21 protein-coding genes are annotated in these 19,787 nt (G+C 71.3%); 3 read left to right on the top strand and 18 right to left on the bottom strand.

What is annotated here, in order from left to right:
- Positions 1-71: 71 nt before the first annotated feature.
- The 12 genes from coaBC to pyrR form a co-directional block, all read right to left on the bottom strand.
- On the bottom strand, positions 72-1,280 hold the full coding sequence (coaBC, locus tag ABZ406_RS24160; protein WP_357765740.1) for a bifunctional phosphopantothenoylcysteine decarboxylase/phosphopantothenate--cysteine ligase CoaBC: 1,209 nt from the start codon (positions 1,278-1,280) through the stop codon (positions 72-74).
- A gap of 14 nt (positions 1,281-1,294) precedes the next feature.
- Positions 1,295-1,558 (bottom strand): DNA-directed RNA polymerase subunit omega, encoded by a 264-nt coding sequence (rpoZ, locus tag ABZ406_RS24155; protein ID WP_030335666.1) that lies wholly within the window; start codon positions 1,556-1,558, stop codon positions 1,295-1,297.
- A gap of 64 nt (positions 1,559-1,622) precedes the next feature.
- Positions 1,623-2,156, bottom strand: coding sequence for a guanylate kinase (locus ABZ406_RS24150; RefSeq protein WP_357765737.1), 534 nt, complete (start codon positions 2,154-2,156; stop codon positions 1,623-1,625).
- Between the two features lie 25 nt (positions 2,157-2,181).
- A complete protein-coding gene (gene mihF / locus ABZ406_RS24145) occupies positions 2,182-2,499 on the bottom strand; it encodes an integration host factor, actinobacterial type (protein WP_030335662.1) in 318 nt (105 codons plus the stop codon).
- A gap of 178 nt (positions 2,500-2,677) precedes the next feature.
- Positions 2,678-3,514: an orotidine-5'-phosphate decarboxylase gene (gene pyrF, locus ABZ406_RS24140; RefSeq protein ID WP_357765734.1), complete on the bottom strand. Its 837-nt coding sequence runs from the start codon at positions 3,512-3,514 to the stop codon at positions 2,678-2,680.
- A 73-nt stretch (positions 3,515-3,587) separates the two neighbouring features.
- Positions 3,588-4,862, bottom strand: a complete 1,275-nt coding sequence (locus ABZ406_RS24135; RefSeq protein WP_357765731.1) for an adenosylmethionine--8-amino-7-oxononanoate transaminase — start codon at positions 4,860-4,862, stop codon at positions 3,588-3,590.
- A gap of 387 nt (positions 4,863-5,249) precedes the next feature.
- Positions 5,250-6,308 carry a quinone-dependent dihydroorotate dehydrogenase gene (locus ABZ406_RS24130; protein WP_357765728.1) on the bottom strand — a complete coding sequence of 353 codons (1,059 nt, stop codon included), beginning with the start codon at positions 6,306-6,308 and terminating at the stop codon, positions 5,250-5,252.
- Entirely contained in the window at positions 6,305-9,652 is a 3,348-nt protein-coding gene (carB, locus tag ABZ406_RS24125; RefSeq protein WP_357765725.1) for a carbamoyl-phosphate synthase large subunit, read from the bottom strand. Before carB ends, ABZ406_RS24130 begins: the two co-directional genes overlap by 4 nt.
- The gene (gene carA / locus ABZ406_RS24120) at positions 9,645-10,808 is read right to left on the bottom strand and encodes a glutamine-hydrolyzing carbamoyl-phosphate synthase small subunit (protein WP_357765722.1); all 1,164 of its coding nucleotides are present in this window, start codon (positions 10,806-10,808) and stop codon (positions 9,645-9,647) included. The genes carB and carA overlap by 8 nt, the downstream gene beginning before the upstream one ends.
- Positions 10,805-12,136, bottom strand: a complete 1,332-nt coding sequence (locus tag ABZ406_RS24115; protein WP_357765720.1) for a dihydroorotase — start codon at positions 12,134-12,136, stop codon at positions 10,805-10,807. Before ABZ406_RS24115 ends, carA begins: the two co-directional genes overlap by 4 nt.
- Positions 12,133-13,059 carry an aspartate carbamoyltransferase catalytic subunit gene (locus ABZ406_RS24110; protein ID WP_030335650.1) on the bottom strand — a complete coding sequence of 309 codons (927 nt, stop codon included), beginning with the start codon at positions 13,057-13,059 and terminating at the stop codon, positions 12,133-12,135. The genes ABZ406_RS24115 and ABZ406_RS24110 overlap by 4 nt, the downstream gene beginning before the upstream one ends.
- Positions 13,056-13,640: a bifunctional pyr operon transcriptional regulator/uracil phosphoribosyltransferase PyrR gene (gene pyrR, locus ABZ406_RS24105; protein ID WP_357765717.1), complete on the bottom strand. Its 585-nt coding sequence runs from the start codon at positions 13,638-13,640 to the stop codon at positions 13,056-13,058. The genes ABZ406_RS24110 and pyrR overlap by 4 nt, the downstream gene beginning before the upstream one ends.
- 288 nt (positions 13,641-13,928) lie before the next feature.
- On the opposite strand from pyrR, the gene ABZ406_RS24100 reads away from it, so the two are divergent.
- Complete coding sequence (locus ABZ406_RS24100; protein ID WP_007458348.1) at positions 13,929-14,417, top strand: transcriptional regulator; 489 nt, start codon at positions 13,929-13,931, stop codon at positions 14,415-14,417.
- A gap of 73 nt (positions 14,418-14,490) precedes the next feature.
- On the opposite strand, the gene nusB is transcribed toward ABZ406_RS24100, so the two are convergent.
- The 5 genes from nusB to ABZ406_RS24075 form a co-directional block, all read right to left on the bottom strand.
- Entirely contained in the window at positions 14,491-14,901 is a 411-nt protein-coding gene (gene nusB, locus ABZ406_RS24095; protein ID WP_184188983.1) for a transcription antitermination factor NusB, read from the bottom strand.
- A 23-nt stretch (positions 14,902-14,924) separates the two neighbouring features.
- Positions 14,925-15,482 carry an elongation factor P gene (efp, locus tag ABZ406_RS24090; RefSeq protein WP_007458344.1) on the bottom strand — a complete coding sequence of 186 codons (558 nt, stop codon included), beginning with the start codon at positions 15,480-15,482 and terminating at the stop codon, positions 14,925-14,927.
- Positions 15,483-15,568: 86 nt separating this feature from the next.
- Positions 15,569-15,994, bottom strand: a complete 426-nt coding sequence (aroQ, locus tag ABZ406_RS24085) for a type II 3-dehydroquinate dehydratase (protein ID WP_357765714.1) — start codon at positions 15,992-15,994, stop codon at positions 15,569-15,571.
- The gene (aroB, locus tag ABZ406_RS24080) at positions 15,991-17,070 is read right to left on the bottom strand and encodes a 3-dehydroquinate synthase (protein WP_357765712.1); all 1,080 of its coding nucleotides are present in this window, start codon (positions 17,068-17,070) and stop codon (positions 15,991-15,993) included. Before aroB ends, aroQ begins: the two co-directional genes overlap by 4 nt.
- A gap of 10 nt (positions 17,071-17,080) precedes the next feature.
- On the bottom strand, positions 17,081-18,079 hold the full coding sequence (locus ABZ406_RS24075) for a YafY family protein (protein ID WP_357765709.1): 999 nt from the start codon (positions 18,077-18,079) through the stop codon (positions 17,081-17,083).
- Between the two features lie 79 nt (positions 18,080-18,158).
- Between ABZ406_RS24075 and ABZ406_RS24070 the strand changes: the two genes are divergently transcribed.
- Complete coding sequence (locus tag ABZ406_RS24070) at positions 18,159-18,887, top strand: alpha/beta hydrolase (RefSeq protein ID WP_357765706.1); 729 nt, start codon at positions 18,159-18,161, stop codon at positions 18,885-18,887.
- A gap of 118 nt (positions 18,888-19,005) precedes the next feature.
- Here the strand turns inward: ABZ406_RS24070 and ABZ406_RS24065 are convergent, their stop codons facing one another.
- Entirely contained in the window at positions 19,006-19,281 is a 276-nt protein-coding gene (locus tag ABZ406_RS24065) for a hypothetical protein (protein ID WP_357765703.1), read from the bottom strand.
- A 10-nt stretch (positions 19,282-19,291) separates the two neighbouring features.
- On the opposite strand from ABZ406_RS24065, the gene ABZ406_RS24060 reads away from it, so the two are divergent.
- Positions 19,292-19,708: a hypothetical protein gene (locus ABZ406_RS24060; RefSeq protein ID WP_357765700.1), complete on the top strand. Its 417-nt coding sequence runs from the start codon at positions 19,292-19,294 to the stop codon at positions 19,706-19,708.
- The last annotated feature ends 79 nt before the right edge of the window (positions 19,709-19,787 follow it).

Raw genomic sequence — 19,787 nt, 5'->3', positions numbered from 1 at the left:
TGAGGTCGTTCCGCGGCAGTCTAATCACCACTGCGGCAGGTGTCGGGATCGGTCAAGCACTGTTCCACCCGTCAGGAACGGCCGGGGAGCCGCGCCACGACGAGATCCCAGACGGCGTCGGCCACATCTTCCTTGGCCTGTTCGGGCAATCGGCTGACCGAACCGTCAGCGCCGATGACCGTCACCGTGTTGGTGTCGGCGCCGAAGACCAGGTCCGGGCCGACCTTGTTGACCACGATCAGGTCGGCCCGCTTCCGGGCGAGTTTCGCCCGGCCGTTGGCCTCGGCATCGCCGGTTTCGGCGGCGAACACCACAAGCACCTGCTCTGATCGTTTGCGCTGGCCGAGCTCTGCCGCGATGTCCGGGTTCGTGACCAGCTCGATGGTGGGCGCGACGCCGTCGTCCGATTTCTTGATTTTGCCAGGCGCGTACGTCGCGGGCCGGAAATCGGCCGGAGCCGCCGCCATCACCACCGCGTCGGCCTCGACGGCGGCCTTGACCGTCGCCTCCCGCAGCTCGGCTGTGGTGCCCACCCGGATCAGGTCGACGCCGGCCGGGTCGGCGAGGCCGACGTTCGCCGCGATCAGTGTGACCCGGGCGCCCCGGGCGACCGCCGCGCGGGCGAACGCGTACCCCTGTTTGCCCGACGAGCGGTTGCCCAGGAATCGGACCGGGTCCAGAGGTTCACGGGTGCCACCGGCGGTGACGACCACCCGGCGGCCGGCCAGGTCGGCGGGGGCGGACCCACCGCGGGTCAGGAGCCGACGCGCGACGGCGAAGATCTCCGCCGGGTCGGGCAGCCGACCCTTGCCGGTGTCGGCGCCGGTGAGCCGGCCGACGGCCGGCTCGATGACCCGGACACCCCGGGAACGCAGCGTGGCGACGTTGGCCACGGTGGCGGGGTGCTCCCACATCTCGGTGTGCATGGCCGGGGCCAGCAGGACCGGGCAGCGAGCGGTCAGCAGGGTGTTGGTCAGCAGGTCGTCGGCGAGACCGTGCGCGGCCTTGGCGAGCAGGTCGGTGGTGGTCGGTGCGACCACCACCAGGTCGGCCTGCTTACCGAGCCGGACGTGCGGCACCTCGTGGACGTCGGTCCAGACGTCGTCGGCGACCGGTTGACCGGAGAGCGCGGCCCAGGTCGGCGCTCCAACGAAGCGAAGCGCCGACGCGGTGGGCACGACCCGGACCCGGTGACCGGATTCGGTGAAGAGTCGCAGCAGCTCGCACGCCTTGTAGGCGGCGATGCCGCCACCGACCCCGAGGACGATCGAGGCGGACATCGGCCAGCGAGGGCTTACGGCTGGTCGGTCGGCTCGGCGGTGAGCAGGCCCGAGTTGATCTCGCGCATGGCGATCGAGAGGGGCTTCTCCTGCGGGGTGGTCTCGACGAGCGGGCCGACGTACTCGAGCAGACCCTCACCGAGCTGGCTGTAGTAGGCGTTCACCTGGCGCGCGCGCTTGGCGGCGAAGATGACCAGCGCGTACTTCGACGTCGTCTTCTCGAGGAGCTCGTCGATCGGCGGGTTGGTGATGCCTTCGGGGTTGGCGATGGATCCCACGAATTAACCTCTGCGTCTTTCGAGCCGCGCGGACGCGGTGCTGAGTCTCAACGGCGGCCGACCGTCAGCCACGCGCACGTGACCAGGTCGGATCCGGATAAGAAGAACCGAGTAAGCCTACCAGCTCGTCGACCACCCGGTCGGTGTGGTCGTGCGTCAGCGTGTGCTCGACGGTGGCGGCCACCCCGGCGTCGGGGGCGTACCCCGGTGGGATCAGCAGCACCAGCCGGGCATCGGGAAGACGCGCGCGGACCGGGGGGACGCCGCGTAGATCGAGCGGGAGCAGCACCGCCTGCCCGGCGGCGAGCCGGGAGCGCAGCGGCGGGTACGGGGTCCCCCAGCGGTGCGGCCCGATCCGGGACCACTCCAGCAGCTCGCCGTCGACGATCCGACGGTCGAACTCGGCGGGGGCGAGGAAGACACGGTCCACCCCGTCGATCTCCGACTCCCGGCGCGGCCTCGTGGTTGCCGCGACCGGGATCCACACGGACGGAGAACGCGCCCGGACTAGCTCGACGACACTCTCCCTGCCGGAACCCGAAGGTCCAGCCAGGACAGTGAGCCGAGCCGCCGGGCGCGCCTCGTCATCCGTGCTCACTGCTTGTTTCTACACGCTGCCAGGTTCAGTTGGCGGCGAACTCTCCAAGCAGTGCCTTGCGCTGCTGCTCGCCGAGGCCACGCAGGCGACGGCTGTCGGCGATCTTGAGCTTCTCCATGATCTGGGTAGCCCGGATCTTGCCGATGCCCGGCATGGCCTGCAGGACAGCCGACACCTTGAGCTTGCCGACGACGTCGTCGCTCTCGGCCCGCTCGAGGACAGCACCGAGGGTGGTCTTGCCCTGCTTGAGCTGCTCCTTCAGCTGAGCACGGGCCTTGCGGATCTCCGCGGCCTTCTCGAGCGCGGCAGCGCGTTGTTCGGGGGTCAGTGACGGGAGCGGCACCAGTTCTCCTCAGGTCCCTATCGCGGCGGGCGGGGCGCACCGCCGCATCTGTGAAACGTGGTGTCGCTGTGAACCAAGGGGTCCATGGTTCCCAGCGCGGGGAAAACTAGCGGCCAACGACGCTTTCGGCAACGTGGGGGCCGCATGATCACCGTAGAGTGACCGACCCGTCAGTCAGTCACCGGGCAGGCAGGACGGCCCGGCAGTCGACAAGGACGCGATCCGCGGCGGCCCGCAGCGCGGCCACGTCCGGGCCCGCCGAGAGCACTTCCCGGGAGTACGACGGGAGCACCGAGGCGAGGCTCGAACCGAAGACGGTACGCAGATCGGCAGCGCCGGCACCCTGCGCGCCGAGGCCCGGGGCGAGCAGTGGGCCCCCCACCCCGGAGAGGTCGTGACCGGTGTCACCGATGGTCGCGCCGACCACCAGACCGAAGCTCCCCAGCGGGCTCGCACCCCGGTTGAGCTGGGAAATCTCGTCGATCACGGTTTGCGCGACGCTGCGGCCGTCGGCGGTGACGGCCCGCTGCACCGCCGCGCCCTCGGGGTTGGAGGTGAGGGCCAGTACGAACACTCCGCCGCCGTGCTCGGCGGCCAGCTCGAACATCGGCGCCAGCGAACCGACCCCGAGGTAGGGGCTCGCGGTGACCGCGTCGACATACACGGGGCTGGATGGATCGAGGTACGCGGAGGCGTACGCGCTGACCGTCGAGCCGATGTCGCCGCGCTTGACGTCGAGCAGAACGAGCGAACCGGCATCCCGTAACTGTCGGATAGTTGACTCTAAAATCGCCACACCTCGGGACCCGAACCGCTCGAAAAAGGCCGACTGAGGCTTGACTACCGCAACCCGGTCACCGAGGGCTTCCACGACGGTTCGGCTGAACCGGTCGAGCCCCTGAACGTCGTCCGGGAGGCCCCACCGGGCCAGCAGACCGGGATGCGGGTCGATGCCCACACACAGTGGGCCCCGCTCGGTGATCGCCCGGTGCAGTCGGGTACCGAAGCTGTCCATCGGAGTGTTCTCCTCTTCTCGTCCGGGCGGCTGCCCCGCCCGGGTAACCAGTCGACCCGGCAACCGGACCGACTCAGCCGGCCGCCACCGCCGCCGCCACCCCGGTCGCGATACGGGCCAGGTCGACGTCGTCGGTGACGTACGGCGGCATCGTGTAGATCAGGTCGCGGAACGGGCGCAGCCACACCCCCTGGTCGACGGCCGCCGCGGTCGCCGCGCCGAGGTCGACATCGTGATCGAGCTGGACCACGCCTATCGCCCCGAGCACCCGCACGTCGGCCACGCCGGGCGCGCCGCGCAGGGGTTCCAGGCCGGCGCGCAGGCCGGCGCCGACCCTGGCGACCTGCCCGGCCCAGTCCCCGGCCCGCAGCAACCCGATCGAGGCGTTCGCCACGGCGCACGCCAACGGGTTGCCCATGAACGTGGGCCCGTGTGCCAGCACGCCGCTCGCCGAGATGCCCCGGGCGACCTCCGGGGTGCACAGTGTCGCCGCGAGGGTCAGGTACCCGCCGGTCAGCGCCTTGCCCACGCACAGCACGTCCGGCGTCACCCCGGCGTGCCCGGCGGCGAACATCTCGCCGGTACGGCCGAACCCGGTCGCGATCTCGTCGAAGATCAGCAGAATCCCGTGCGCCCGGGTCACCTCGCGCAGCACCCGCAGGTAACCCGGGTGGTGGAAACGCATCCCGCCCGCGCCCTGGACGACGGGCTCGACGATCACGGCGGCCAGTTCGTCGGCGTGCCGCTCGACCGTCTCCACCAGCGCCGCCACGTACGCGTCGTCGGGCGGGTCGGTGAAGCCACCCGGCGGCACCGGTGCGAACACCTGCCGGGGCAGCACGTCGCCCCAGAGGTGGTGCATCCCGCCCTCCGGGTCACAGACGCTCATCGGGTGGAACGTGTCGCCGTGGTAGCCGCCCCGCCACGTCGCCAGCCGGTGCCGCCGGGGCCGCCCGACGGCCCGCTGGTACTGCAGGCACATCTTCACCGCCACCTCGACGCTCACCGAACCGGAGTCGGCCAGGAACACGTGCTCCAGGCCGTCCGGGGTCAGCTCGACAAGTGTTCGGGCGAGGTGCACGGCAGGCTCGTGGGTGAGCCCACCGAACATCACGTGGCTCATCCGACCGAGCTGATCGGTCACGGCCGCGTCCAGCACCGGGTGCCGGTACCCGTGGATCGCCGCCCACCAGGACGACATCCCGTCCACCAACTCCCGGCCGTCGGCCAGGCTGAGGCGTACGCCCTCGGCGCCGCGCACGACGTACGGCGGGTTGGCCGGCGGCAGCGCGGCGTACGGATGCCAGACGTGGGCACGGTCAGCGGCCAGGATCTCCTCGGGTGTCACACGTACTCCTTCATGCCTTGAACGGTCCCGACCGCCGACGTGCTGCGCTCGGGCCGAACCGCCCCGCCGCTGGCTTCTTCGCCGCGGTCTGGCTCACCGCGGTCTGCTGGCCCACCTCCGGCGTCCGGCCCGCAACGGCCCTCCGGCCCGCCACGGCTGCAAGGCCCGCCACGGCTGCAAGGCCCGCCACGGCGTCCGGCCCGCCCTCACTTGCACCTCGCCGGCCTTTGCTCTGCACCCGCGGATGCGACACCCGTTGGTCGGGCGTCGCGCTGGTGGTGGTGCATCCGCGGGTGCAGAGCAAAGGGGCAACAACAGGCGTGCGCCCCTTGGCCCGGAGCGGACTCCGGGCCTGGTCGTGTCGAGCCAGCGCCGGGCTGGGAACGGTCAACGGTCCGCGACGGGGTCCGGTACCGCCGACGGGAGCGCGGACCCGGCGGTCGCGCGGACGGCGGCCCGGACCAGGGCCGGACCCCGGTAGATGAAGCCGGTGTAGAGCTGCACCAAAGCGGCGCCGGCGTCGAACATCCGCGCCGCGTCGTCCGGGTCCAGTACCCCGCCGACGCCGACGATCGGCAGCCGGCCGCCGGTCTCCCGGTGCACGAACGCGACCACGTCGCGGGCCCGCCCGGTGAGCGGCCGACCGGAGAGGCCACCTGCCTGCGCACCACGCTCGACGTCACCGTCGGCGAGCCCGTCCCGGGACAACGTGGTGTTGGTGGCGATCACCCCGGCGGCGCCCCGGGCCAGGCAGACCTCCAGCAGTTCGGCGATCGCCGCCTCGGTCAGGTCCGGTGCGATCTTGACCAACACCGGCTTGTCCCCCACCAGCGCACCGAGCAGCGCGTCCAGGTGGGCGCGATCCTGCAACGACCGCAGACCCGGGGTGTTCGGTGAGGACACGTTCACAGCGAAGTAGTCGCCGTGCCCGCTCAGCGCCCGGTACGAGGCGAGGTAGTCCTCGACCGCCTCGTCCAGCGGGGTCACCTTGGACTTGCCCAGTGAGATGCCCAGCGGCACCCCGAGCGGACGCGGCAACGCCGCCAGCCGGGCGGCCAACGCGGCGGCCCCGGCGTTGTTGAAGCCCATCCGGTTCACCACCGCCTCGCTTGCCGGCAGCCGGAACAGCCGCGGCCGGGGGTTGCCCGGCTGGGCGTGCGCGGTGACAGTGCCGACCTCCACGAAACCGAAGCCGAGCGCCGGCCAGGCCGGAAGCGCCGCACCGTCCTTGTCCATGCCGGCGGCCAACCCGACCGGGTTGGGGAACCGCACCCCGAACACCGTGCGCGGCGCGTCGACCGCGTACCGGGCCCGCAGCGCGGCGAGCGCCGTCGGCCGCCGCGACAGGGCGGACAACCGCCGCAGCGTCCACTCGTGGGCCGCCTCGGCGTCCCCTCCCCCGAGCCGGAACAACAACGGCCGTACCGCCTGCTCGAACACTGTCACTGGGCCGCCCGCAGGGTGGCGTGCAGATCCTGCAGCGGGCGGACCTGCATGTCGCCGCGGATCCGGGCCTCGATGCCCATCACCGCGGCGGCGGCGCCGGGGACCGTGGTGATGCAGGGGATGTCCGCGGTCACGGCCGCGCTGCGGATCTCGTAACCGTCGGACCGGGCGCTGGCTCCGGAGCCCTGCGGCGTGTTGATCACCAGCGCCACGTGGCCGCCGCCGATCAGCGACACCGCGTCGTCGCCCGCACCGGCCTGGTAGTGCTTGCGGATCTGCTCACAGGCGATGCCGTGCCGGCGCAGCACCTCCGCCGTGCCGGCGGTGGCGACGATCTCGAACCCCAGGTCGGCCAACCGCTTGATCGGGAAGATCATGCCGCGCTTGTCCCGGTTGGCCACCGAGACGAAGATCTTCCCAGCGGTCGGCAGCGACCCGTACGCGGCCGACTGACTCTTGGCGAAGGCATGGCCGAAGTTGGTGTCGATGCCCATCACCTCGCCCGTCGACTTCATCTCCGGCCCGAGCAGCGAGTCGATCCCCTTACCCGCGCGGGTCCGGAAACGCTTGAACGGCAGCACCGCCTCCTTGACCGCTACCGGCGCGTCGGCGGGCATCGTGCCGCCGTCCCCCGTCGCCGGCAACAGGCCCTCGGCGCGCAGCTCGACGATGCTCGCCCCGAGGGCGATCCGAGCCGCCGCCTTGGCCAGCGGCACCGCCGTGGCCTTGGAGACGAACGGGACGGTCCGCGACGCCCGCGGGTTGGCCTCCAGCACGTAGAGCACGTCGTCCTTGAGGGCGTACTGCACGTTGAGCAGGCCGCGGACGCCGACACCCCGGGCGATGGCCTCGGTGTAACGACGCACCTCGACCAGGTGCGAGCCCGCCAGGGTGATCGGCGGGAGCGCGCAGGACGAGTCGCCGGAGTGGATGCCGGCCTCCTCGATGTGCTCCATCACGCCGCCGATGTAGACCTCGCCGTCGGCGTCGCACAGCGCGTCCACGTCGATCTCGATGGCGTCGTCGAGGAACCGGTCCACGAGCACCGGGTGGTCCGGAGAGATGTCGGTGGCCCGGCCGATGTAGTCGCGAAGCGTCGGGTCGTCGTAGACGATCTCCATGCCCCGTCCGCCCAGCACGTACGACGGCCGGACCAGGACCGGATAGCCGATCTCGTCGGCGATCGTCTTGGCCTCGTCGTACGACGTGGCCATGCCGTGCGCCGGCGCGCGCAGCCCGGCGCGCGCCAGCACCGCGCCGAACGCGCCCCGCTCCTCGGCCAGGTGGATCGACTCCGGGGAGGTGCCGACGATCGGCACACCGGCGTTCTTGAGCCGCTGCGCCAGACCCAGCGGGGTCTGACCACCGAGCTGGACGACCACGCCGACCACGCCCGGCCCGCCGGCCGCCCGACCGGACGAGTCCTCAGCGTGCCAGACCTCCAGAACGTCCTCGAAGGTCAGCGGCTCGAAGTAGAGCCGGTCGGCGGTGTCGTAGTCGGTGGAGACGGTCTCCGGGTTGCAGTTGACCATGACGGTCTCGTAACCGGCGGTCCGCAGCGCCTGCACCGCGTGCACGCAGGAATAGTCGAACTCGATGCCCTGCCCGATCCGGTTCGGGCCGGAGCCCAGGATCAGCACCTTCGGCCGGTCCGACGGCACGACCTCAGTCTCCAGGTCGTACGTCGAATAGTGGTACGGCGTGGTCGCCTCGAACTCGGCGGCGCAGGTGTCCACCGTCTTGTAGACCGGCCGCACGTCGAGGCGGTGCCGCAGGGTTCGTACTCCGTCCTCGGCGGCCAGCTCCGGGCGCAGTGCGGCGAGCTGCCGGTCGGACAGACCGGCCCGCTTGGCACGGCGCAGCAGGTCGACGTCGAGCACCGGCGCGTCGACGATCTCGTCGCGCAGCTCGATCAGCGCGGCGATCTGGTCCAGGAACCACGGGTCGATCCCGCCGGACGCCTCGGCGACCTCGGCGATCGACGCGCCGAGGCGCAGCGCCCGCTCCACCGTGTACAACCGGCCGTCGTGCGGGATGCGCAGCGCGGCGAGAGTGTCCGCGAGGGTGACGCCCTCCGGGTCCGGGACGCTCCAGAAACCGGATGACTTGGTCTCCATCGAGCGCATCGCCTTGTTCAGCGCCTCGGTGAAGTTGCGCCCGAGGCTCATGGCCTCGCCCACCGACTTCATCGTGGTGGTCAGCTCCGGGTCCGCGCCGGGGAACTTCTCGAACGCGAACCGGGGAATCTTCACCACCACGTAGTCGAGGGTCGGCTCGAACGCCGCCGGGGTCTTCAGGGTGATGTCGTTGGGGATCTCGTCGAGTGTGTAGCCGATGGCCAGCTTGGCGGCGATCTTCGCGATCGGGAAGCCGGTCGCCTTGGAGGCCAGCGCCGAGGACCGCGACACCCGGGGGTTCATCTCGATCACGACGATCCGGCCGTCGACCGGGTTGACAGCGAACTGGATGTTGCAGCCGCCGGTGTCCACCCCGACCTCGCGCAGCACGGCGATGCCCAGGTCACGCAGGTGCTGGTACTCCCGGTCGGTGAGCGTCATGGCCGGGGCCACTGTCACGCTGTCGCCGGTGTGCACGCCCATCGGGTCGATGTTCTCGATCGAGCAGACCACCACCACGTTGTCGTGCCGGTCGCGCATCAGCTCGAGCTCGTACTCCTTCCAGCCGAGCACGCTCTCCTCGATGAGCACCTCGTGCACCGGGCTGGCGGACAGGCCGTCACCGGCGATGCGGGCCAGGTCCTCCGGGGTGTGCGCCATGCCGGAACCCAGGCCACCCATGGTGAACGACGGCCGGATCACCACCGGCAGGCCCAGCTCGGCGACAGTCGCCTCGACCTCGTCCATCGAGTGGCAGACCCGTGAGCGGGGCACCAGACCGGTCGGGTCGTCGATGCCCAGCCGTACGCCGGCCTTCGCGACGATCTCCTTGAACAACTGCCGGTCCTCGCCGCGGTTGATGGCGTCGATGTTCGCGCCGATCAGCTCCACGCCGTACTTCTCCAGGACACCGGCCTCGTGCAGGGCGACCGCCGTGTTCAGCGCGGTCTGCCCGCCGAGGGTGGCGAGGATCGCGTCCGGGCGCTCCTTGGCGATGACCAGTTCCACGAACTCCGGGGTGATCGGCTCGACATAGGTCGCGTCGGCGAACTCCGGGTCCGTCATGATCGTCGCCGGGTTGGAGTTGACCAGGCTGACCCGGATCCCCTCGCTGCGCAGCACCCGGCACGCCTGGGTGCCGGAGTAGTCGAACTCGCAGGCCTGCCCGATGACGATCGGTCCGGAGCCGATCACGAGGATGTGCTTGAGATCGGTCCGCTTAGGCATTGCTACGCCCCCTGCTGTGGGTCCGGCCTTCGATCAAGTCGGCGAATCGGTCGAAGAGGTAGTCCGCGTCGTGCGGGCCGGCCGCCGCCTCCGGGTGGTACTGGACGGTGAACGCGGGCACGTCGATCGCCCGCAGCCCCTCGACCACGTTGTCATTGAGGCAGACGTGCGACACCTGAGCGCCGCCGAAGTCGGTGTCGATCACCTGGTCGGGGACGACCGCGCCGACGCCCACACCCGGCACCTCGACAGCGAAGCCATGGTTGTGACTGGTCACCTCGACCTTGCCGGTGACCCGGTCGAGCACCGGCTGGTTGATCCCCCGGTGCCCGTAGCCCAGCTTGTAGGTGCCGAAGCCGAGCGCCCGACCGAGGATCTGGCTGCCGAAGCAGATGCCGAACAGCGGCACCTCCCGCCGCAGCGCCTCCCGGGCCAGCGCCACCGGAGCGTCGGCGGTGGCCGGGTCGCCCGGGCCGGGCGACAGGAAGATCGCGTCGGCGCCGGTGGCGAGCAGCTGGTCGATGCTCGACGACGCCGGCAGCACGTGGGTGGTCACCCCGCGGGTGGCCAGCCGTCGCGGCACGTTGCGCTTGATGCCCAGGTCCAGGGCGGCCACCGTGAACCGGTGCGCGCCCACTGCCTCGACGACGTACGGCTCGGGGGTGCTCACCTCGGCGGACAGGTCCGCGCCGACCATCTGCGGCGCCTCGCGGACCCGGGTCAGCAGGCTCTGCGGGTCGAGATCGATGCTGGAGATACCCACCCGCATGGCGCCCCGCTCGCGCAGGTGCCGGGTCAGCGCCCGGGTGTCCACCCCGCTGATGCCCACCACGCCCTCGGTGGCGAGGCGGTCCTCGAGACCACCGGTGGCCCGCCAGTTCGACCCGATCCGGGCCGGGTCGCGCACGACGTAGCCGGCCACCCAGATCCGACCGGACTCGTCGTCCTCGCCGTTGACGCCGGTGTTGCCGATGTGCGGGGCGGTCTGCACCACCACCTGACGGTGGTACGACGGGTCGGTCAGGGTCTCCTGGTAACCGGTCATGCCGGTGTTGAAGACCGCCTCGCCGAAGGTTTCGCCGACGCTGCCGTACGCCTCGCCGGGGAACGTGCGCCCGTCCTCCAGCACCAGGATTGCGGGTCTGCGCTTACTCATTTGATGGCCTTTCCGTCCAGGACCGTCGGCTCGCCGCGCAGGAAGGTCGCCACGATGCGACCCGGCAGCGTCATGCGGGCGTACGGGGTGTTGCGACTGCGGCTGGCCAGCTCCGCCGGTTCGATGACGCGGTGGGCGGCCGGGTCGATCAGTGTCAGGTTGGCCGGCACCCCAGGCGCGGGGTCGACGCCGTGCCCGGTGAGGCCGGCGATCCGTGCCGGAGTACGGGACATCCGCTCGGCGATCAGATCCCACTCGGGGCCGAGCACGTCCAACGCGATCGAGAGGGCCGTTTCCAGACCGAGCATCCCCGGTCGGGCGTACGCCCACTCGCACTCCTTGTCCTCCACGGCGTGCGGGGCGTGGTCGGTGGCGATCACGTCGATCACCCCGTCGGCGAGGGCCGCGCGCAACGCGGTGACGTCCGAGGCGGTACGCAGCGGCGGGTTCACCTTGAAGACCGGGTCGTAGCTCTCCGCTGGACTCCAGCTGTTCGCGAGTCCGGGGCTCGCAAGCTCACTCCTCCCGCTCACGGCCTCGTCGGTGAGCAGCAGGTGGTGCGGGGTCACCTCGGCGGTCACCCGTACCCCGCGGGCCTTTGCCTGGCGCAGCACCTCGACGCTGCCGGCGGTGGAGACGTGGCAGACGTGCAGTCGGCTGCCGACGTGCTCGGCGAGCAGCACGTCCCGGGCGATGATCGCCTCCTCGGCGACCGCCGGCCAGCCGATCAGGCCGAGCCGGGTGGAGACCTCGCCCTCGTGCATCTGGGCGCCCTCGGTGAGCCGGGGCTCCTCGGCGTGCTGGGCGATGATCCCGTCGAACGCCTTGACGTACTCCAGGGCCCGGCGCATCAGCTTCGGGTCGGCGACGCAGTGCCCGTCGTCGGAGAAGATCCGCACCCGGGCCGCCGAGTCGGCCATCGCGCCCAGCTCGGCCAGCCGCTCGCCGGCCAGCCCGACGGTGACCGCGCCGATCGGCTGCACGTCGACCAGGTTGGCCTCCCGCCCGAGCCGCCAGACCTGCTCGACCACACCGGCGGTGTCCGCCACCGGGGAGGTGTTGGCCATCGCGCAGACCGCCGTGTAACCGCCGAGTGCCGCCGCCCGGGAACCGGACTCGACGGTCTCGGCGTCCTCCCGGCCGGGCTCGCGCAGGTGGGTGTGCAGGTCGACGAGGCCGGGCAGGGCGACCAGGCCGGTGCCGTCGACGACTGTGGCGTCCGGCGCGGTCAGGCCGGGCCCGACAGCGGCGATCACGCCGTCGCGGATCAGCAGGTCGGTCGGCGCGCCGCCGACGACACTCACGCTGGTGATCAGGTACGCGGTCACCGGTTGTTCCCTCCGAGCAGCAGGTACAGGACAGCCATCCGCACGGAGACCCCGTTGGTGACCTGTTCGACGATGGTGGAGCGGGGTGAGTCGGCGACCTCGGGGGTGATCTCCATCCCCCGGTTCATCGGGCCGGGGTGCATGACGATCGCGTGCTCGGGCAGCCGGCGCATCCGCGGCCCGTCCAGCCCGTAGCGGCGGGCGTACTCGCGTGCGGAGGGGAAGTAGGAATCGTTCATCCGCTCCCGCTGCACGCGCAGCATCATCACCACGTCCACGTTCGGCAGGACGGAGTCGAGGTCGTAGGACACGTCGGTGCCGGGGGCGAGGGCGCCCGCGATGTCGACCGGAATGAGGGTCGGCGGGCCGACCAGGGTGACCTTCGCGCCGAGGGTGGACAGCAGCAGCACGTTGGAACGGGCCACCCGGGAGTGCAGCACGTCCCCGACCACAGCGACCGACAGGCCGGCGAGCCGGCCCAGCCGGGCCCTCATGGTGTACGCGTCCAGCAGCGCCTGGGTGGGGTGCTCGTGGGTGCCGTCACCGGCGTTGACCACCGACCCGTCCACCCAGTTGGCCAGGCGGTGCGGCGCGCCGGAGGCGGGGTGTCGGACGACCACCGCGTCCGCGCCCATGGCCTGCAGGGTCAACGCGGTGTCCTTCAGGCTCTCACCCTTGGTGACGCTCGACCCCTTCGCGGAAAAGTTGATCACGTCGGCGCTGAGCCGCTTCGCCGCCGCCTCGAAGGAGATCCGGGTACGCGTGGAGTCCTCGTAGAAGAGGTTGACCACGGTCCGGCCGCGCAGGGCGGGAAGCTTCTTGATCTCCCGGCCGGCGACGGTGGCCATCTCGGCGGCGGTGTCCAGGATCTCGGTGGCGGTGTCGGCGTCCAGGTCCCCGCCGGAAAGCAGATGCTTGATCACTGGTGGGGACCCCCGTAGAGCTTGACCTCGTCCGCCCCGTCGATCTCGGCGAGCGTCACCTTGACGCTCTCCGCGAGTGCGGTAGGGATGTTCTTGCCGACGTAGTCGGCGCGGATCGGTAGCTCCCGGTGACCCCTGTCGACCAGCACGGCGAGTTGCACCGACGCCGGGCGGCCCACGTCGTTGAGCGCGTCGAGCGCGGCCCGGACGGTACGGCCGGAGAAGAGGACGTCGTCGACGAGGATGACCCGTTTGCCGTCGATCCCGCCGGACGGCAACTCGGTCGGACCCACCGCGCGGGTGGCGTGCCGACGGAGGTCGTCGCGGTACAGGGTGATGTCGAGCACACCGACTCCGACGGCGACGTCCTCGAAGGTGCTGATCCGGTCGGCGAGCCGCCGGGCGAGGGGGGTGCCCCGGGTGGGAATCCCCAACAGCACGGTGTCGGCGGCGCCCTGGGTCTTCTCCAGGATCTGGTGGGCGATGCGGTCGACCACGCGTTGCACGTCGGCGCTGGCGAGGATCACCTTCACCGAGGGTTGTCGCGGTGGTGACGAACGGGCAGCCGGTGGGTATGCCACGGCGGACCTCCTTCCCCGCCTCACGGGACGGGTCGTTAAAGGATGTCGGGCACCTCCGGCCGGACCGCGCAGCGGACCTGGGCCGGGGCTTCCGCCACGTTACCAGTGGTCACCGGGGTGATGGACGGCGGCCGCTGACCACCGGGTCAGGCACCGGAAAAGGGGATAACTTCCCGGACGCTCCCCAACGGTAGGGACACGACCACTTGACCACGTGTCGCATTCCCCGTACCGTCACGCTCCGTAGCGATCGACGGGAGAACCCCGAGCAGCACTGGGAGTGTCCGAATGCCCTCTGAATACGCCAAGTCTCTGGGCGCCCGCCTGCGCTCCATCCGCCAGCAGCAGGGTCTTTCCCTGCAGGGGGTGGAGGAGAAGTCGAACGGGCGGTGGAAGGCCGTGGTGGTCGGCTCGTACGAGCGAGGCGACCGGGCCGTGACGGTGTCCCGTCTGGCCGAGTTGGCCGAGTTCTACCGCGTACCCGTCTCGGAGTTGCTGCCTGACGGCAGTGGCGTCCGTCACGAGCCCACCAGCAAGATTGTCCTGGACCTGGAGCGGCTCTACGACGAGGCCTCCGAGGACCTGGCCTACGTCGCCCGCTACGCCCGCGCCATCCAGCAGCAGCGCGGCGACTACAACGGCCGGGTGCTCTCCATCCGCGCCGACGACCTGCGTGCGCTCGCGATCGTCTACGACGCCTCACCGTCGGGTCTGATCGAGCGGCTCACCGAGCACGGCGTGCTGGTGGCCGACCCCCGGGCGTTCTTCGCCTCCTGATCTGCCGCTCCACCGAAAGGGCCCGTGCCAGTCGGCACGGGCCCTTTCGGATTGCGGTGTTCGGTGCGGACGCTCAGCGGGTGGCGTACTCGGCGATCCGGCCGAGCACCCCGTTGAGGAAGCGCGGCGAATCGTCTGTCGACATCTGCCGGGCCAACTCCACTGCCTCGCTGATCGCCACCGCGTCGTCGATCTCGTCGACGTAGAGCAACTCGTAGACGGCGATCCGGGCCAGATTCCGGTCGACGACGGGCATCCGCTCCAGCGTCCAACCCTCGGCGTAGCTGGCGATCAGCTCGTCGATCCGGTTGAGGTGCTCGGCGACACCCTCGACCAGGCCCACCGCGTAGCCCAGGTGCTCCGGTCGGGGCTGCTCGATCCGCTGCACGTAGCCGGCGAGCACCTCCACCGGAGGCTTGTCCCGAAGGTCGGCCTCGTAGAGGACATCCAGCGCCCGCTTGCGCGCCTTGCGGCGTGCCGGCATCTGCTGCTTGGAACCCTCAGCCATCAGGCGCGGCCGAGGTAACGGCCGTCGCGGGTGTCGACCTTGATCTTCTCGCCGGTGGTGATGAACAGCGGAACCGGCACTGTGGCGCCGGTCTCCACGGTCGCCGGCTTGGTGCCGCCGGTCGAACGGTCGCCCTGCAGGCCCGGCTCGGTGTAGGTGACCTCCAGCACGACGCTGGTGGGCAGCTCGATGTAGAGCGGCACACCCTCGTGCTGGGCGACGGTCGCCTCCGCCTCGGGCAGCAGGTAGTTGGCTGCCTCACCGACGGTGCCACCGGGCACGGTGATCTGGTCGAAGGTCTCCAGATCCATGAAGACGAAGTCCTCGCCGTCGGCGTACAGATACTGCATCGTGCGCTTGTCAACGGTCGCGGTTTCGACCTTGGTGCCCGCGTTGAAGGTCTTGTCGACCACCTTCCCGGACAGCACGTTCTTCAGCGTGGTGCGCACGAAGGCACCACCCTTACCGGGCTTGACGTGCTGGAACTCGACGACGGCCCAGAGCTCGCCGTCCAGGTTGAGTACCAGGCCGTTTTTGAGGTCGTTGGTGGAGGCCATTTCCTGCCTTGATCATCAATTGGCGGACAGACCCTACGAGTCTACTAGCTGCGTCGAATCGCCCGGTCCCCGCTCGGAGCGGGGGTTCAGTGGGTGGCCAGATGGTGCAGGGCGAGACGATACCCGTCGATGCCCAAACCGCAGATCACCCCGGTCGCCACCGCCGACACCACCGAGTGGTGCCGGAACTCCTCACGGGTGTGGATGTTGGAGATGTGCACCTCCACCAGCGGCCCCCGCAGCATGGCGCAGGCGTCCCGCACCGCGTACGAGTAGTGCGACCAGGCGGCCGGGTTGAGCACCACCGCGGCGCCCTCGTCGGCCGCCGCGTGCAGCCAACCGAGCAGCTCGTGCTCGGCGTCGGTCTGCCGGACCGTCACGTCCAGCCCCAGCTCCCGACCGGTGCTCTCGCAGAGCGCCACCAGGTCGGCGTAGCTCGTCGCGCCGTACACGTCGGGCTCGCGGGTGCCCAGCCGCCCCAGGTTCGGCCCGTTCAGGACGTGGACCTTCATGGCCTGGTCACCTCGTCGTAGGCGGCCGCCAGCAGCGTGTCGTCCGGGCCCTCGAGCATCGCGGGGCGGGCCAGCCCGTCGAGCACCACGAAGCGCAACCGGCTGCCCCGGGTCTTCTTGTCCACCCGCATCGCGGCCAGCAGTCGCGGCCAGGCGTCCGCCGGGTAGCTCACCGGCAGGCCCAACGCGCTCAACGTGACCCGGTGCCGTTCGGCGGTCGGCGCGTCCAGTCGCCCGGCGAGCCGGGCCAGCGTGGCCGCGTACACCAGACCGACGGCGACGGCGTGGCCGTGCCGCCAGCGGTAACCCTCGTTCTGCTCGATGGCGTGGGCCAGGGTGTGACCGTAGTTGAGCACCTCCCGCAGACCCGACTCGCGCAGGTCGTCGGCGACCACGTCGGCCTTGACCTGGATCGCCCGCTCGATCAGCTCGCGGCTCACCGGCCCCCGGGGGTCGGTGGCGGCCTGCGGGTCGCCCTCGATCAGATCCAGGATCGTCGGGTCGGCGATGAAACCGCACTTGACGACCTCGGCCAGGCCGGCCGCCAGATCGACGGCGGGCAGGCTGTCGAGCGTGGCCAGGTCGGCCAACACCCCGACCGGCGGGTGGAACGCGCCCACCAGGTTCTTGCCGGCGGCGGTGTTGATGCCCGTCTTGCCGCCCACCGCGGCGTCGACCATGCCCAGCAGCGAGGTCGCCACCGGCACCCAGCGCACCCCCCGCAACCAGCAGGCCGCGACGAAGCCGGCCAGGTCGGTCACCGCGCCGCCGCCCACGCCGACAACCGCGTCGGTACGGGTGAAGCCCGCCGCTCCCAGCCGGTCCCAGCAGGCGGAGGCCACGTCGACGTGTTTGCCCGACTCGGCGTCGGGCACCTCGATCGGCAGTGGCTCGATGCCGGCGGCGCGCAGGCGCTCACCGAGCGCGTCCGCGAGGGCCTTGAGCGGAGGCGCGTGCAGCACCGCCGCCCGGGTCGCGCCGGGCAGCAGGCCAGGCAGCGCGCCCAGCAGGTCACGTCCCACCAACACGTCGTACGGCCGCTCGCCGCCGACCGGAATCCGGGTCACCTCGTCCATCGCCGGCAGCCTAGTCCAGCGGACGGCGCGGCGCGGGCGGCTGTCCACAGGCTGGCCGGGCGGCCCACTCCGCCAGCCGACGGGCGTGTTCGGCCACCTCGGCGCGCAACGCGTCGGGATGTCGGACGGTGAACGGGCAGCCCAGCCCGGCGAGCAGCGCTGCCATCCCGGGCAGGCTCTCCGCCCGCGCCCGCAGCAGCACGCCGTCGGTGGTGGCGGTCAACTCGGCCACGCTGGGCGGGATGCGGCGGCGGGCGGCGACCAGGTCGGTCTCCAGCACGACCTGCACCTCGTGCGCGTACGGCACCCCGGCCAGCGACCGGGTCACCCAGGCCACCGCCTCGAAGTCGTCGGGCACTGTGAACGTCGCCACGCCTGGCGTCACCGCCCCGATCCGGTCCAGTCGGAAGGTGCGGACCTCGCCGCGCCGGTGGTCGTGGCCGGTGACGTACCACCGGCCGGCGTGGAAGACCAACCCGTACGGGTCCAGCTCGCGGTGCGACTGCTCGCCCCGCCAGGAGCGGTAGTCAAGTGCCACCCGCTGCCGGTGCCGGGTGGCCGAGGCCAGAGCGAGCAGGGTGCCCGACGCCGGTCCGCGCTCCGGCTCCGGACGACGCAGGGTGAAACCGAGGTGCTCCTGGACGGCGGCGAGCCGGTCGGCGAGCGCCACCGGCAGCACCCGGCGGATCTTCGCCAGCGCGGTGGCGGTGGCGGGCTGCTCGGTGGCGAGCCCGACCCGTTCGGCGACGACGAGGCCGAGCAGTACGGCCACCGCCTCGTCGTCGGTGAGCATCAGCGGCGGCAGTTTGTAGCCGGAGTGCAGCCGGTAGCCGCCGTAACGGCCCCGGTTGGCGGTGACGGGGATGCCGAGCTCGACAAGCGTGGCCGCGTACCGGCGCACGGTCCGCTCGTCCACGCCGAGCTGGCTGGCGAGGTCGGCGGCAGTCGACAGGTGCCGGGTCTGCAGCAGTTCGAGCAGGGCCAGCACCCGTCCGGCGGGATGTGACATGGGCCACTCCTCCAAACCGGGCGAATCCTGTCCGGATTCGATCGTACGGTCTGTCGGTAACCGAGAGAAGGAGCGACAGATGGCGACATTCGTGCTGGTACCGGGATTCTGGCTGGGTGCCTGGGCGTGGCGGGACGTGACCGTCGCGCTGCGGTCGCAGGGGCACGAGGTGTACCCGATGACACTGACCGGGGTGGCCGAGCGCGACCACCTCGCCGGGCCGGAGGTCAGCCTGGACACGCACACCACTGACATCGTCCGGCTGATCGAGGTCGAGGACCTGCGCGACGTACAGCTGGTCGGGCACTCCGGCGGTGGGATGCCGGCCGCCCTGGCGGCGGACCGCGTCCCGGACCGGATCGCCCGGGTCGTCTACGTGGAGAGCGGGCCGTTGCCGGACGGCACTGCGCAGTTCGACACGGTGCCGCCGGAGGAGCAGCAGCGGTTGCGCGTCGCGATCGGCACCGGGCACCTGCTGCCGCCGCCGGCCTGGGACCCGGCCGCCGACCCGACGAACCTGGCCGGCCTGGACGAGCCCGCGCTCGCCCTGCTGCGTCGCCGGGCCACCCCGCACCCGCTGCGGGCCGCCACCGACCCGGTCCGACGCACCGGTGGGCGCCCGGTGCCGACCGCGCTTGTCGCCAGCACCTTCCCACTCGGCGTCGTGCGGCAGATGATCCGGCAGGAGCACCCGTTCTTCACCGGCCTGGCCGACGGCGAGCTGCACGAGCTGCCCACCGGGCACTGGCCGATGCTCAGCGAGCCGAAGGCGCTGACCGACATCCTCGACCTGATCGCCCGCAGCTGAACCGGCGCGCCAGATTTTCGGTTGGCGGTGAAACCGGCGGTGCGGCGCACGCGTGTTGGGGGGTGCGTCGGCGATCGGAATCCGACGCACCGTCCATTGTGGCTGCCGGGGCAGCGGGTCAGGAGTTGGGTATGTTCAAGGTTACGAAGTGGGCGGCCGGCGCGATGCTGCTGGCGGGCGGCAGCGCGCTGGTGGCGTGCCAGTCCGATCCGACCGCGGCCCCGGAAGCATCCGCCGGGCCCTCCACCTCCGCTTCCGCATCGGCCTCCGCTTCCGCATCGGCCTCCGCGACGTCGCCTCCGCCATCCAGCGCGTCGCCGTCCAGCCCGCCGCCGTCGAAGCCTGCGACCTCCGGGCCGGCCAACCCGGTACTCACCGGCAAGCGGGAGGTCACGATCGTGCGGGTGCAGGCAACCGAGGGCGGCATCGCCCTCGACGGCGAACTCACCGAGGTCGACGACGACAGCGGACGGCAACTGTTCGTCCCGACGCCACTGGGCGGCGACACCTACCTGATCAAGGCCTACGGCAGGGCCGACAACCACCCCGCCAACGACGAACCGGCCTGCTGGCAGGCCACCAACCCGGGCAACTCCGAGCCGTTGACGGTCGAGGGCGCGGTCTGCGACGCCAAGAACCCGGCGCAGCGCTTCACCATCACCGCCAGCGGCAGGGGCGCGTACGCCATCAGCAACCGGTCCGCGTACCTCCAACACTCCCGCACCAAGGGGATGATCCTGGAGGAGGTCGCCGACGGTCCGGTCCTCAGCACGTTCCGGCTCGTCGACAACGGCCCCGCCCGGCGTCCGGCCGGCGGCTGATCATCTTCGGACCGGACGGCCCGGGAGGGCGGCGACCCGGCCACCCTCCCGGGGCACGGCAGCGCTCCACCCCCACGTG

Origin of the sequence: Micromonospora sp. NPDC005710 (assembly GCF_040630995.1) — a bacterium.
Classification (GTDB): domain Bacteria; phylum Actinomycetota; class Actinomycetes; order Mycobacteriales; family Micromonosporaceae; genus Micromonospora.
Note: the sequence above shows the minus strand (reverse complement) of the source record. Positions and strands in the feature narration are given on the sequence as shown.

Bases quoted from the DNA above. Each gene is read 5' to 3' on its own strand.
- coaBC (WP_357765740.1), bottom strand. From the start codon at position 1,280: ATGTCCGCCTCGATCGTCCTCGGGGTCGGTGGCGGCATCGCCGCCTAC.
- pyrF (WP_357765734.1), bottom strand. From the start codon at position 3,514: ATGGACAGCTTCGGTACCCGACTGCACCGGGCGATCACCGAGCGGGGC.
- carB (WP_357765725.1), bottom strand. From the start codon at position 9,652: ATGCCTAAGCGGACCGATCTCAAGCACATCCTCGTGATCGGCTCCGGA.
- carA (WP_357765722.1), bottom strand. From the start codon at position 10,808: ATGAGTAAGCGCAGACCCGCAATCCTGGTGCTGGAGGACGGGCGCACG.
- ABZ406_RS24100 (WP_007458348.1), top strand. From the start codon at position 13,929: ATGCCCTCTGAATACGCCAAGTCTCTGGGCGCCCGCCTGCGCTCCATC.
- nusB (WP_184188983.1), bottom strand. From the start codon at position 14,901: ATGCCGGCACGCCGCAAGGCGCGCAAGCGGGCGCTGGATGTCCTCTAC.
- efp (WP_007458344.1), bottom strand. From the start codon at position 15,482: ATGGCCTCCACCAACGACCTCAAAAACGGCCTGGTACTCAACCTGGAC.
- aroQ (WP_357765714.1), bottom strand. From the start codon at position 15,994: ATGAAGGTCCACGTCCTGAACGGGCCGAACCTGGGGCGGCTGGGCACC.
- aroB (WP_357765712.1), bottom strand. From the start codon at position 17,070: ATGGACGAGGTGACCCGGATTCCGGTCGGCGGCGAGCGGCCGTACGAC.
- ABZ406_RS24075 (WP_357765709.1), bottom strand. From the start codon at position 18,079: ATGTCACATCCCGCCGGACGGGTGCTGGCCCTGCTCGAACTGCTGCAG.
- ABZ406_RS24070 (WP_357765706.1), top strand. From the start codon at position 18,159: ATGGCGACATTCGTGCTGGTACCGGGATTCTGGCTGGGTGCCTGGGCG.